The organism is Marinobacter xestospongiae (genome assembly GCF_023156385.1).
In the GTDB taxonomy this organism is placed as follows: Bacteria; Pseudomonadota; Gammaproteobacteria; order Pseudomonadales; family Oleiphilaceae; genus Marinobacter; species Marinobacter xestospongiae.
On sequence record NZ_JAKZAK010000004.1, the window covers coordinates 1 to 12164 of the forward strand.

Here is a 12164-nt window from a genome sequence, read left to right on the forward strand (position 1 = left end):
GGTGGGTCGTGATGGATTCGAACCATCGACCAATTGGTTAAAAGCCAACTGCTCTACCAACTGAGCTAACGACCCAATTCGTTTTGGCATTGCTTTCGATCACCGAAAACCTTGCCTGGAAGCGTGGCGGGCTCAGCTCTGCCAGCGCTACCTGAAGGTGGTGGGTCGTGATGGATTCGAACCATCGACCAATTGGTTAAAAGCCAACTGCTCTACCAACTGAGCTAACGACCCAAGCGAGGCGCATATAGTACTGATATTTTTTCGGTGATCAACCCCTTGTGAAGAAATTTTCTAAAAAAAGTTTTGATCGCCGTTTTTTTGAACACATCAATGGCTTGCGAGGTACTCCCGGGCCAGTTCAGCCGCATCGGAATCCGGATAGTCACGGATAACCGCGTCCATCCGGCGGCGCGCTTCTTCGGTTTCACCGAGACGATCCAGAGCCACGCCGAGCTTGTACCCGGCATCCGGTGCCTTGCGATGGTCCGCGTAGCGGCTGGCCACAATGGTGAAGGCCTGCTTGGCCTGTTCCGGTTGCGGCTTCACTAGGTAAACCTCACCCAGCCAGTAATAGGCATTAACGGTGAGATCCCCTTCCGGATACTTGCCGATAAAATCATACAGCGCGCCAATGGCGCTGTCATAGTCCTTGTCATCCCGTATCAGCTTCTGAATCTGCTGATACCGCTGACGCTCTTCGGCACTGGGGGCACGGTACTCCCGTGTCGGCTGAGGCGTCGAAACAGGCTCGGCAGGCGTCTCCCCTGCCGGCTTCTGCGCTGACTGATCAAGCTTTTCCGTCAGCCCGAGAATCCGTTGATCCAGATCCACGTAGCGACTGCGGGACTGCTGGGAAAGCCGGTCAAGCCGGTTCTGCTGCTCCTCAAGATCTCCCCGCAACCGCCGGACCTCACGCTGCAACTGCTCAATCATGTGAAGCAACTCAGCATTGGCCTGTGACGCCGAACGCTGGGCACTGGCACCACCCGAATCAGCGGATTGAGCCTGTGCACCAGTGGCTACGGCCAGAGTGAAAGCGGTAACGAGGAGTCTTCTCATGGGCAAGCCCCGATAGCAGGTGAATTCCTTACTTGTAGATCAGCTCAACACGACGGTTCTTGGCCCAGGTGCTGCTGCCTGATCCCATAACCGCCGGCTTCTCTTCACCGTAGCTTACGGTTTCAATCTGGCTACGGCTAACGCCATTCACGATCAGAAAACGCTCAACCGCCTTGGCACGACGCTCGCCCAGAGCCAGGTTGTATTCCTTGGTGCCGCGCTCATCGGCATGGCCTTCCAAACGGACAGCCTGACCCGGGTTGGCGGCAAGGAACTGACCATGAGCAACCAGCACATCGCGGATTTCCGGCTGAATCTCGGAGGTGTCAAAGTCAAAGTAGAATACGGTGATATCGCGCTTGGCCGCTTCAGCCGCCTGCTCAGCTGCTTTACGCGCCTGCTCGCGCTCGGCATCGGTCAAGCCGGAAGAGGAAACGCCACCCTGGTCATCGCCGCCGTAAACGGTGCTGGTATCCTGCTGATCGCCAACCGCAACTTCTGTGCCCTGCATATCTTCATCGGTAGTCTCACCGGTGGTGCTACAACCAGCCAGCAGGCCGAGGGACATTGCCATAACGATCGCTTTTTTCTGCACTGAAATATTCATAGGGTTTCCTTCCGTTAAGTGTATATGGGGGTGACTGACCGTCCGCCATTCTTACGTGCGCGGTACTTCCGTCACCCCATTTTGAATTATTGCCGGCAATCATTACAGACAAAAGCCGATGACTGCCGTTGGCGTTACAATCGCCCGCATCCCGCCGGTCAGCGGATGATCGGTGACCAGGCTGGTTCACGAACGTCACCTTCAGACGCCGGCAAAGTGTAACTGGCCCCACCATCCGATGTGATTACAGTGAGTACACTTTGACCATCCTGTTTGGTGGCGTAAATCAGCATCCGGCCATTGGGTGACACGCTTGGCGATTCATCAAGCAGGGTCCGGGTCAACACGGTCTCTTCGCGGGTTTCCAGGTTGGTGCGGGCGATATGGAACGCCCCCTCGCGCTGATGAACGTAGTACACATACTTGCCATCGCCGCTGGGTCTCGGCCGGGCATTGTAGCGACTGCCAAAGGTCAAGCGGCGCGGTTCGGCGTCAAAATCGTCTTTCACGTAGATCTGCGGTCCACCGGAACGGTCGGAGGTAAAGTACAGACTCTCGCCATCCGCTCCGAACATCGCCTCGGTATCAATGGCCCAGTGATTGGTCAGCCGGGTGAGCGCGCGAGACGCAATGTCCATGCGGTAGATCTCGGCGTTGCCGTCCTTGGACAGCGTGACCAGCAGGGAACGTCCGTCCGGGGACCAGGCCGGCGCGGAATTCAGCCCGGGAAAGCTGGCAATACGGGTGCGACGTCCGGACGCCAGTTCGTGGATATAGATGGCCGGATTTCCGGTTTCAAAGGAAACATAGGCCAGCCGGCGACCATCCGGGGACCAGGCCGGCGACAAGATGGGCTCACGGCTTTCGAGGCGAATGCTGGCACGTTTACCATCCACATCGCTGACCTGCAGCTTGTAGAGCGGCCGCCCGCCTTGCGCCTGCCGGGTGACATAGGCCAGCCGGGTGGAAAAAGCGCCAGGCACACCGGTAATGGCCTCATAGACCTTGTCACTGATGTGATGCGCAAGCGTCCTCAGACTACCCACTGCAGAGTTGGCGGTCTCGCCCAGCAGCCGCTCCTCGGTGTTAACGTCGAACAGCTCGAACCGGGCATTGAGTTGATCGCCCTGGCGACTGACCTCACCTACCAGCAGATAACGCTGCCCTAACAGTTTCCAGTCGCGATAGAACACGTCGTCGCCCCGGGACGGCAGACTCAACATTTTCTCCGGCGACAGCGTGGAAAACTCACCACTCATGGTCAGGTCTGAACGCACGATATCGCTGACACCATCGCCTGCCGGCAAATCGCCACTCTCCTTGAACGGCACAACGGCAACCGGAATCGCACTTTCGACCCCTTCGGTGATGCGGATCAGCAACTCGGCATGGCCAGGGACGGCAAACAGCAGCAAAGCGAGCAGCGCGGATAACGATGGCCAGCGGTGAACCCAGCCTGCCAGACGTGACGGAGTACGGGATAGATCGATGCGTGCCACTGTACTTACCTCAATGCTTCTGGGGTGAATTCGATGGTGAACTGCCGAAAGTAACGCTCAAACGTCTGCTGATCGTCTGGCAATGGGTAGCGGTCAATGCCTCGAACCGCACTCAGGGCTGACTGATCAAAGGCACCGTTGCCACTGCCCCGCACCAGCTCCACCGATGACAGCTCACCGGTCGGGAACAGCGTGATGCGTAACTTGACCGACATATCCCCGGTCGCCGATGGCGGTATGTACCAGGCCTGACGGAGCTTGTCCCGGATCATCAACTGATACTTGTCGCGGTCGCTCATCATTTGCGCTTCACGGGCCCGGGCCGCCGCGGCGGCCTCGGCCTGACGTTGACGCTCGGCCTGGCGTTCCTCGTTGGCCTTGTCCGCCAGCGCCTGCAACTGCTGCTCCCGCAACTGACGCTCCTGTTCCCGACGACGGGCTTCGGCTTCCCGCTGCTCCCGGGCCTGCTGTTCACGTCGGCGCTCGGCCTCCTGCTGGCGCTGGCGTTCTTCCTCGGCCTTGCGGGCCGCCTCCTGACGGCGACGCTCCTCCTCTTCGGCCTGGCGACGCGCCCGCTCCTTGGCTTCCGCCTCGGCTTTTTTGCGGGCAGCCTCTGCCTCAGCCCGCTGCTGGCGCTCACGTTCCGCGGCTTGCTGACGCTCACGCTCTTCCCGGGCCTGGCGCTCAGCCTGCTCCCGCTGACGCTGCAGTTCCCGCTGGCGTTCCTGCTCACGCTGCCGCTCACGCTCCTGCTGACGTTTGCGCTCCTGCTCCTGCTGCTGGCGGTCTGGAACCGGTGCGGGCTCCGGCGGCGCAGCGGCCGGCTCAGGCTGCTGCATCACCAGGGTTGCGGCGATACTCCGCGGCGGCGGCTCGTGGGTTGGCGTGCTCCAGTGCCAGCCGACCAGCAGGAACACCGCCAGAGCAGCGTGCATCCCCAGCGACAGCGCAACGGGCGACTTCCAGGGCGCCTTGTCATTCGATATGTAATCCCGTTCTCGATCGGTCACAGCCTATCCGTCCTGACGGTCCCCGGTGGGCACATCGGTAATCAGTCCCACGCTGCTGGCACCCGCCGCCTGCAGCTCTGACATCAACCGCACCACCGTGCCGTACTCCACATGCTGATCACCACGGACCAGAACGTCTTTGCTGCTGCGCTGGGACAGAATCTTCGCCACCTGCTCCCGCAACTCCGACAGCGCCATCGGGTCGCTGCCACGATCGCCGATCTCCATAAAGTAGGCGCCATTGGCGTCCACCGAGATGATGATGGATTCCACCTCTTTCTGGGCCTGAATCGGATCGGAGCTGGTTTCGGGCAGGTCGACTTTGACCCCCTGGGTCATCATTGGCGCCGTCACCATGAAGATCACCAGCAGCACCAGCATCACATCGATGTAGGGCACCACGTTGATCTCGGCCATTGGCTTGCGCCGGGTGACCGGCATCATTCCCATGCCTTTCATGCGCTTTCTCCCGGAACCGACCCTCAGGTCTTGCTGTGACTGTCACCGCTGTGGACGCGGCGGTGAAGAATGCTGGAAAATTCTTCGGCGAAGGTTTCGTAGTTCTTCAGTAAGGCATCTGAACGGGCGGCGAAGCGGTTATAGGCGATCACCGCCGGGATGGCGGCAAACAGCCCCATGGCAGTGGCGATCAGCGCTTCGGAGATACCAGGGGCCACGGTGGCCAGTGTTGCCTGCTGAACCTGGGCCAGACCTCGAAACGAGTTCATGATCCCCCAGACAGTCCCGAACAGGCCGATGTATGGACTGGTCGAGCCGACGGTCGCCAGGAACGGCAGATGGTGCTCCAGTCGCTCCTGCTCACGGGAGAAGGCCACTCGCATGGCCCGCTGCGCCCCTTCCATGACCGCATCGGCGTCCCGGCTCTGTTGCCGCAGACGGGAAAACTCCTTGAATCCAGCGCGAAAGACCGCTTCCATGCCTGAGAACGGGGTCGGATTGGCATTGACGTCCCGGTACAGCTGACCAAGATCCATCCCCGACCAGAACTGCTCTTCAAAGGCCAACTGCGCTGCCCGGGCCTTTCTGAAAACCTGCAAACGCTGATAAATCAACGCCCAGGACACCACTGAGGCCAGCATCAACAGCAACATCACCAATTGCACCAGCGGACCGGCATTGGCGATGAGGGACCATACAGAAAGTTCTGACTCCACGTTCTACTCCTGGTTCTCAGGTTGTCGAGTTGAGGTATGTTCGGCCAGCAGAGCGGCCAGATCGTCAGGCAGCCGCCGGGGACGACCGGTATCAAGTGCGATGCAGGCCACGCGGACCGTGGCTTCTGTCAGCACCGCCTGATCCACTGCCCGCCGGACACATTGGCGGAAATCCATGGACACACGACCGAAATCCGCCAGCTCCGCCGTCACCAGCAGCTCATCATCCAGCCGAGCTGGCTTGCGGTAGTTGATGGTCAGCCCCTGGACCACATAGCTGATGTTCTCGGCCAGGCCGGCACGCAGGCCGACACCGTGGGTCCGCACCCATTCGGTACGGGCCCGCTCCATGTAATGCAGGTACTTGGCGTGATAGACGATGCCACCGGCATCGGTATCCTCGATATAGACCCGAACCGGCAGCTCAAACCGCGTGGCTGAATCATCGCGCTCAGTCAAGGGAGGCCTCCTCGCGTGACCCGGGGGGGGAGACCCCGAAATGCAGGTAAGCACTGGACGTTACCATTCGTCCACGGGGGGTCCGCACCATGAAGCCCTGCTGGATCAAAAAGGGCTCGATCACATCCTCAATGGTGCCTCGCTCCTCGCTGATGGCCGCTGCCAGGCTTTCCACGCCCACCGGGCCACCATCGAACTTCTCGATCAGCGCCAACAGCAGGCGGCGGTCCATATGGTCGAACCCCTCGCTGTCGACCTTAAGCATGTTCAGAGCCTCATCAGAGACCTGCTCATGAATATGACCATCGTGGCGCACCTCAGCGTAATCACGGACCCGGCGTAACAGCCGGTTGGCGATTCGGGGGGTTCCCCGCGATCGGCGGGCAATTTCATGGGCTCCACGCTCGTCGATACCGACGCCAGAGAGGCGGGCTGAGCGTAGAATGATCTGGGTAAGATCGGCGGTGTTGTAGAACTCCAGCCGCTGGACAATGCCAAAGCGATCCCGCAAGGGCGATGTCAGCAAACCGGCGCGAGTGGTGGCCCCAACGAGGGTAAAGGCGGGCAGGTCCAGCTTGATGGAGCGGGCAGCCGGGCCCTCACCAATCATGATGTCCAGCTGGTAATCTTCCATAGCGGGATAGAGCACTTCCTCGACGGCGGCATTAAGCCGGTGGATCTCGTCGATGAACAGTACGTCACCCTCTTCCAGGTTGGTCAGCATCGCCGCCAGATCACCGGCTTTTTCCAGCACCGGTCCCGACGTGGTCTTGATGGCCACGCCCATTTCGTTGGCAATGATGTTGGCCAGGGTGGTCTTTCCCAAACCGGGTGGCCCGAAGATCAATACATGGTCCAGCGCCTCTTCGCGACGTCGGGCCGCCGAGATGAAGATGTCCATCTGCTCCCGGACCGTCGGCTGCCCCACATACTCCGTCAGCAGTGTTGGGCGGATGGCCCGGTCCTGAACGTCTTCCTGAGGACCACTTTGTGCGGATATCAGACGATCCGATTCAATCATGTCGCTGCCTGTCTGTGTTGGGCCTGCCGCAAAATGCCCTTTATTTTACAAAGGACTCCGACGCTGTCACGTTACGCTGGATTCAGGATATCTGTCCATTATGCAGACAGAATATGCCTATCCTGTTAAGAGACTCCGGAATACGCCCGCTGATCAGCGACCTGCCGGAATCATGTTCTTCAGGGCCAGTCGTATAAGTTCTTCCCGGCTCATGCCCTCACCGGCGATCTGATTGACGGCTTTCGCCGCCTCTTGAGGTTTGTAACCCAGGGCAATCAACGCAGACTCGGCTTCCTCAACCGGGTCCACCGCGGGTGGCGTTGCCGCCGGCAAGGTAGTCGCGGCAGGGTCAGACAGCTGGAAGACGCCCTCAAGCTGCCCGATGCGATCCGCCATGTCGATCAGCAATCGCTCAGCGGTTTTCTTGCCCACGCCGGGTACCTTCACCAGCGCTGCCACATCTCTGGCCTCCACGCAGCGTATGAACTGCCGGGCATCCAGCCCGGACAGGATGGCCAGGGCCATCTTCGGCCCAACGCCATTCACCTTGACCAGCAACCGGAACAGATCCCGATCCAGCCGGGCGCTGAAGCCAAACAGGCTCTGGGCGTCCTCCCGGACGGCGAAGTGGGTGTGAAGGGTGAGCTCCTGACCGGGTTCGGGGAGGTTAAAAAAAGTGGTGTAGGGAATGTCCACTTCGTAACCCAGTCCGTGGCATTCCACCAGGGCCTGGCCCGGGGATTTTTCGACCAACAGGCCGCGAATTCGTCCGATCAACTCAACACTCCTGTTTGGCGTGGACTGGTCAGCGGATGCGACCACCACGGAGCTTGCCGCGATGGTTCGGCTGCTGCAATGCCGCACCGGTACCAACCCGGACCATGCTCTGGTTCATATGGGCATGGCACAGCGCGATCGCCAGGGCATCAGCGGCGTCAGCCTGAGGTTTACGTGACAGGCCCAGCAACGCCTGCACCATGTGTTGCACCTGGGATTTGTCCGCCCCACCCTTGCCGACAACCGCCTGCTTGACCTGGCGGGCAGAATACTCATGGACCGCAAGCCCGCTGTTGGCAGCACTGACGATGGCCGCTCCGCGGGCCTGCCCCAGCTTGAGGGCGGAATCGGGGTTGCGGGCCATAAAGACCTGCTCGATGGCAAATTCGTCGGGGCGATACTCGCCAATCAACGTCGCCAGACTGTGAAAGATGACCTGCAGCCGCTCCGCCAGCGGCTTGTCACCCAAGCGAACACAGCCGCTGTCGAGGTACTCCAGATCACGCCCTTCGGCGCGGATAATGCCGTAGCCGGTGATGCGGGAGCCTGGATCAACGCCCAGAATGATGGCCAAGACGGCTCCTTACCTTTGCGCTCAGGATGGCGGGTTACTCGCCCAACCGGGCAAGAATGTCATCAGGGATATCCGCATTGGAGTACACATTCTGGACGTCGTCCAGATCCTCCAGCATATCCACAAGTTTGAGAATGGTCTCAGCGCCCTCAAGATCCAGCTCGACAGAAGTGGACGGCACCATCGTCACTTCCGCCCGCTCAGGCGTCAGCCCGGCGCTTACCAGGGCATCCTTGACGTCCAGAAACTGCTCTGGCGTGGTGACGATCTCGAAGGAGCCATCCTCCTGCTCGGCCACGTCCTCGGCACCAGCCTCCAGTGCCGCTTCCATCAACTGATCTTCTGCGGTGTCAGAGCCACAGTAGAGCAGGCCCTGCTTGGCAAACAGGTAGGCGACGGACCCATCGGTGCCCAGGTTACCACCATGCTTGCTGAATGCGTGACGAACCTCCGCCACCGTGCGGTTGCGGTTGTCCGTCATGGCTTCAATCAGGATCGCGACACCTCCGGGACCATAACCTTCGTAGGTCAGCTCTTCGTAGTTGTCGTCGTCCTCACCACCGGCACCCCGCGCGATGGCGCGTTCGATGGTGTCCTTCTTCATGTTGGCGGTTAACGCCTTGTCGATTACGGCCCGCAGGCGGGGGTTGTCCTCGGGACTCCCCCCGCCCTGGCGGGCCGCCACCGTCAGCTCGCGAATGAGTTTGGTAAAGATCTTGCCACGCTTGGCGTCCTGAGCCGCCTTGCGATGCTTGATGTTGGACCATTTACTGTGTCCGGCCATACCTCGCTCCGCTCACTCCTTCTCTTACCAATAACGTTCTCTTGCCGGTTACGCGTCGTCCGACTTGGCCTCGGCTTCGCCAGCTTCGCTCTTCACCGGCGGCTTGCGCAGACGGATGTTCAGCTCCTTGAGCTGCTTGTCGTCGACAGTGCCTGGCGCCTGGGTCATCAGACAGGTCGCGCTCTGGGTTTTCGGGAACGCAATAACGTCACGAATAGAGGAAGCACCGGTCATCAGCATGATCAGACGATCCAGACCAAACGCCAGACCACCGTGAGGCGGGCAACCATACTTGAGCGCATCCAACAGGAAGCCGAACTTGCTGCGAGCTTCTTCGTGGCCGATGCCCAGTACGCGGAACACAGTCTCCTGCATCGCCTCATCGTGGATACGGATCGAACCGCCACCCAGCTCGGTACCATTCAGCACCATGTCATAGGCGCGGGAGAGCGCTGTGGCAGGCTGGGCCTCAAGCTCCTCGGCACTGCAGGACGGCGCAGTGAACGGATGGTGAATTGCGGTCAGGCCGCCATCCGAGGTTTCCTCGAACATCGGGAAGTCCACCACCCACAGCGGTGCCCACTCAGCGGTGAGCATGTTGAGATCGTGACCTATACGGATACGCAGTGCGCCCAGGGCTTCGTCAACCACGGAACGCTTATCCGCACCGAAGAACACGATATCGCCATCCTCGGCACCGGCACGCTCAACCACCGCCATGGCGACGTCATCGCCCAGGAACTTGACGATCGGAGACTGCAGTCCCTCGGCACCCTTGGCAAGGTCGTTGACCTTGATGTAGGCCAGCCCCTTGGCACCGTAGATACCAACATACTTGGTGTATTCATCAATCTGCTTGCGGGTCAGCTCACTGCCCTTGGGCACACGCAGCGCCGCCACACGACCTTTCGGGTCTTTGGCCGGGCCGGCGAACACTTTGAAATCAACGCCTTCAACCAGGTCGGCAACATCAATCAGCTCCAGCGGAATCCGCAGGTCCGGCTTGTCGCTACCGAAACGGCGCATGGCCTCTTCGTACGGCATACGCGGGAATTCGGGCAGCTCAATGTCCATCACGTCCTTGAACAGCTTCCGAACCATGGACTCGGTGATTCCCATCAGGCCTTCTTCATCAATGAAGGACGCCTCAAGGTCGATCTGGGTGAACTCCGGCTGACGGTCAGCCCGCAGGTCCTCGTCGCGGAAACACTTGGCAATCTGGTAGTAGCGGTCAACACCAGACACCATCAGCAGCTGTTTGAACAACTGTGGGGACTGGGGCAGCGCAAAGAAGGAACCGTTGTGAGTCCGGCTCGGCACCAGGTAGTCACGCGCACCTTCCGGGGTGGCCCGGGTCAGGATCGGCGTTTCCACATCCATGAAGTCGTTGCTGTCGAGGAAATTGCGAATGTAGCTGGTTACCCGCGAACGGAAACGCAGACGGTTCAGCATTTCCGGGCGACGCAGGTCAACAAAGCGGTAACGCAGACGAACGTCTTCACCCACGTCGACATGCTCGTCCAGCGGGAACGGCGGCGTGGCTGCAGCGTTCAGGATGGTCAGCTGCTTGCCCAGCACCTCGACCTGGCCGGTCGGCATGTTGTCATTCTCGGTACCGGCAGGGCGACGGCGAACACGACCGGTAATCTGGATAACGAACTCACTGCGGACTTTCTCCGCCAGCTGGAAGCTCTCAGGCGTATCCGGATCGACTACTACCTGGGAAATACCATCCCGGTCGCGCAGATCCAGAAAGATAACCCCGCCGTGGTCGCGACGACGATGGACCCAACCACACAGGGTTACATCCTGATCAATATGAGACTCGTTGATTCCACCGCAATAATGACTGCGCATAACCCTTCCCGTAATGTCTGTATGTGCGTAATTAGCTTGATTGCCCGGGCCGGCCGGGCAGGCGTCAGGGCGCGCGGTCAGCTAGCTGCCGACTCCTTTGAGCCACCCTTGTCGACCAGATTCTTCTTGGCGCCGGTTTTGAAATCGGTCTCGTACCAACCGGAGCCAGATAGCCGGAACCCTGCTGCGGAAATCCGCTTGCGAAACGCCGGGGTTTCGCATTTCGGACAGTCCTTCAACGGGTCCGCGCTCATTTTCTGAATAACGTCCTTCTCAAAGCCACAGGCGTCGCAAACGTACTCGTAAATCGGCATCTTCTCACCTCTCGAACTTGCCTTTACCCCACAACATAACCAACACCGGCAACCCCCTGAATCCGGGGACCCGCCCTGCTCACATCATCGGGTACCGCCTGCTGCCATCCGAGCCTGTCGAGCGTCGCTCAGCCAGCGCCGCCCGCCGATGGCGGACCCATTCTCGAAAAGCGGGACATTATAAACGCATCAGGCTGGAAAATCAGGTTTCCGGCATCACAATCCATCGGGCAGACGGTGATTGGACAGCTCTCTGGGTTGAAGATGACGCCCTTACGGTCTGCCGGTAGAATAGAGCGCCTTTATCGCACATCCGGCCAGCCATTCCCGCCCTGCCACGCTGGCGGTTCGCTGCCTCGTCGCGACTCTCGCAACCCGATCCGAATGGAGGCCCCGTGTCGTCACGAGCCGAACAGAAACTCAAGACCCGCAGAGCACTGATGGACGCCGCACTGTCGCAGCTCAGTGCCGATCGCGGCTTCGGCAGCCTCAGTCTGCGGGAAGTAGCCCGGGAGGCAGGCATCGCCCCCACCTCCTTCTACCGGCATTTTTCAGAATTGGATGAGCTGGGACTGGCCCTGGTCGATGAAGGCGGTGTCGCGCTCCGCCAGCTCATGCGACAGGCCCGCAAGCGCATCGCCCGTAACGGCAGCGCAATCAGCACTTCCGTGGATACCTTCATGGAGTATCTGGGCAACAACGCCAACCTGTTCCGGCTGATGCTGAGGGAGAGGACGGGGGTATCGAAACCATTCCGAACGGCGATCCAGGCCGAAATCGACCATTTCGTCACCGAGCTGGCCGACGACCTGCGCCGCATTGCCGAAGAAGAGAAACGGCCGATTCATGATGGCCGCCTGGTAGCCGAAGCGATGGTCACCCTGGTGTTCAACCAGGGCGCGGAAGCACTGGACGCCACCGCCCGGGAGCGGGAGATCCTGAAAGCCAAGCTGAAGACCGAACTACGCATGATCCTGCTTGGCTCACAGACCCTGGCGCGCTCACAGCGGAGCTGACACCTCACC

14 protein-coding genes and 2 tRNA genes are annotated in these 12164 nt (G+C 60.1%); 1 reads left to right on the forward strand and 15 read right to left on the reverse strand.

The window, feature by feature from the left end:
- Positions 1-2: 2 nt before the first annotated feature.
- The 15 genes from MLD24_RS03395 to MLD24_RS03465 all read right to left on the reverse strand — a co-directional run bounded on the left by MLD24_RS03395 (position 3) and on the right by MLD24_RS03465 (position 11139).
- Positions 3-75, reverse strand: a tRNA-Lys gene (locus tag MLD24_RS03395).
- 83 nt (positions 76-158) lie between these two features.
- Positions 159-234 (reverse strand) — tRNA-Lys (locus MLD24_RS03400).
- Between the two features lie 96 nt (positions 235-330).
- Positions 331-1062, reverse strand: a complete 732-nt coding sequence (gene ybgF / locus MLD24_RS03405; protein ID WP_248164045.1) for a tol-pal system protein YbgF — start codon at positions 1060-1062, stop codon at positions 331-333.
- 28 nt (positions 1063-1090) lie between these two features.
- Positions 1091-1669, reverse strand: a complete 579-nt coding sequence (gene pal / locus MLD24_RS03410) for a peptidoglycan-associated lipoprotein Pal (protein ID WP_227171289.1) — start codon at positions 1667-1669, stop codon at positions 1091-1093.
- Between the two features lie 158 nt (positions 1670-1827).
- Positions 1828-3093: a Tol-Pal system beta propeller repeat protein TolB gene (gene tolB / locus MLD24_RS03415; RefSeq protein ID WP_227176108.1), complete on the reverse strand. Its 1266-nt coding sequence runs from the start codon at positions 3091-3093 to the stop codon at positions 1828-1830.
- 80 nt (positions 3094-3173) lie between these two features.
- Positions 3174-4178, reverse strand: a complete 1005-nt coding sequence (tolA, locus tag MLD24_RS03420) for a cell envelope integrity protein TolA (RefSeq protein WP_227171290.1) — start codon at positions 4176-4178, stop codon at positions 3174-3176.
- 3 nt (positions 4179-4181) lie between these two features.
- Entirely contained in the window at positions 4182-4637 is a 456-nt protein-coding gene (tolR, locus tag MLD24_RS03425) for a protein TolR (protein WP_227171291.1), read from the reverse strand.
- Positions 4638-4660: 23 nt separating this feature from the next.
- Positions 4661-5353, reverse strand: coding sequence for a protein TolQ (tolQ, locus tag MLD24_RS03430; RefSeq protein ID WP_227171292.1), 693 nt, complete (start codon positions 5351-5353; stop codon positions 4661-4663).
- 3 nt (positions 5354-5356) lie between these two features.
- Complete coding sequence (ybgC, locus tag MLD24_RS03435; RefSeq protein WP_282450429.1) at positions 5357-5812, reverse strand: tol-pal system-associated acyl-CoA thioesterase; 456 nt, start codon at positions 5810-5812, stop codon at positions 5357-5359.
- Positions 5805-6833, reverse strand: a complete 1029-nt coding sequence (gene ruvB, locus MLD24_RS03440; RefSeq protein WP_227171293.1) for a Holliday junction branch migration DNA helicase RuvB — start codon at positions 6831-6833, stop codon at positions 5805-5807. Before ruvB ends, ybgC begins: the two co-directional genes overlap by 8 nt.
- A 153-nt stretch (positions 6834-6986) precedes the next feature.
- Positions 6987-7610 carry a Holliday junction branch migration protein RuvA gene (gene ruvA, locus MLD24_RS03445; protein ID WP_248164047.1) on the reverse strand — a complete coding sequence of 208 codons (624 nt, stop codon included), beginning with the start codon at positions 7608-7610 and terminating at the stop codon, positions 6987-6989.
- A 28-nt stretch (positions 7611-7638) separates the two neighbouring features.
- Positions 7639-8184: a crossover junction endodeoxyribonuclease RuvC gene (gene ruvC / locus MLD24_RS03450; RefSeq protein WP_227171295.1), complete on the reverse strand. Its 546-nt coding sequence runs from the start codon at positions 8182-8184 to the stop codon at positions 7639-7641.
- Between the two features lie 34 nt (positions 8185-8218).
- Positions 8219-8968, reverse strand: a complete 750-nt coding sequence (locus tag MLD24_RS03455; protein ID WP_248164051.1) for a YebC/PmpR family DNA-binding transcriptional regulator — start codon at positions 8966-8968, stop codon at positions 8219-8221.
- Between the two features lie 48 nt (positions 8969-9016).
- On the reverse strand, positions 9017-10825 hold the full coding sequence (gene aspS, locus MLD24_RS03460) for an aspartate--tRNA ligase (RefSeq protein ID WP_248164054.1): 1809 nt from the start codon (positions 10823-10825) through the stop codon (positions 9017-9019).
- A 77-nt stretch (positions 10826-10902) separates the two neighbouring features.
- Entirely contained in the window at positions 10903-11139 is a 237-nt protein-coding gene (locus tag MLD24_RS03465) for an FmdB family zinc ribbon protein (protein WP_227171298.1), read from the reverse strand.
- A 395-nt stretch (positions 11140-11534) separates the two neighbouring features.
- Here MLD24_RS03465 and fabR point away from each other — a divergent pair, with 395 nt between their 5' ends.
- Positions 11535-12155, forward strand: a complete 621-nt coding sequence (gene fabR / locus MLD24_RS03470) for an HTH-type transcriptional repressor FabR (RefSeq protein WP_248164057.1) — start codon at positions 11535-11537, stop codon at positions 12153-12155.
- The last annotated feature ends 9 nt before the right edge of the window (positions 12156-12164 follow it).

Coding starts and splice junctions, on each gene's coding strand:
- aspS (WP_248164054.1), bottom strand. CDS start 10,825: ATGCGCAGTCATTATTGCGGTGGAATCAACGAGTCTCATATTGATCAG.
- MLD24_RS03465 (WP_227171298.1), bottom strand. CDS start 11,139: ATGCCGATTTACGAGTACGTTTGCGACGCCTGTGGCTTTGAGAAGGAC.
- ruvB (WP_227171293.1), bottom strand. CDS start 6,833: ATGATTGAATCGGATCGTCTGATATCCGCACAAAGTGGTCCTCAGGAA.
- pal (WP_227171289.1), bottom strand. CDS start 1,669: ATGAATATTTCAGTGCAGAAAAAAGCGATCGTTATGGCAATGTCCCTC.
- MLD24_RS03455 (WP_248164051.1), bottom strand. CDS start 8,968: ATGGCCGGACACAGTAAATGGTCCAACATCAAGCATCGCAAGGCGGCT.
- ybgF (WP_248164045.1), bottom strand. CDS start 1,062: ATGAGAAGACTCCTCGTTACCGCTTTCACTCTGGCCGTAGCCACTGGT.
- tolR (WP_227171291.1), bottom strand. CDS start 4,637: ATGAAAGGCATGGGAATGATGCCGGTCACCCGGCGCAAGCCAATGGCC.